Source organism: Janthinobacterium sp. NKUCC08_JDC (genome assembly GCF_019345575.1).
GTDB lineage: Bacteria > Pseudomonadota > Gammaproteobacteria > Burkholderiales > Burkholderiaceae_D > Janthinobacterium > Janthinobacterium aestuarii.
On the sequence record NZ_JAHKQW010000065.1, the window covers coordinates 1 to 230 of the forward strand.

The 230-nt window shown below is 55.2% G+C and carries 2 tRNA genes; both read right to left on the minus strand.

Going from position 1 to position 230, the window contains the following annotated elements:
- Positions 1-34: 34 nt before the first annotated feature.
- Positions 35-110, minus strand: a tRNA-Ala gene (locus tag KO538_RS29135).
- 10 nt (positions 111-120) lie between these two features.
- A tRNA-Ile gene (locus KO538_RS29140) sits at positions 121-197 on the minus strand.
- Positions 198-230 lie beyond the last annotated feature (33 nt).

A 230-nucleotide genomic window follows, 5' to 3' on the forward strand; every position in this document is an offset into this window, starting at 1 on the left:
GACCGGCTTACGTTTGCACTTTCGAGTAAAACTTTGGTGGAGGATGACGGGATCGAACCGACGACCCCCTGCTTGCAAAGCAGGTGCTCTCCCAGCTGAGCTAATCCCCCTAGGTATGACTGGTAGGGCTGGTTGGACTCGAACCAACGACCCCCGCGTTATCAACACGGTGCTCTAACCAGCTGAGCTACAGCCCCAACGCGGTGCTACTACGACTACTGTTTCTTCTT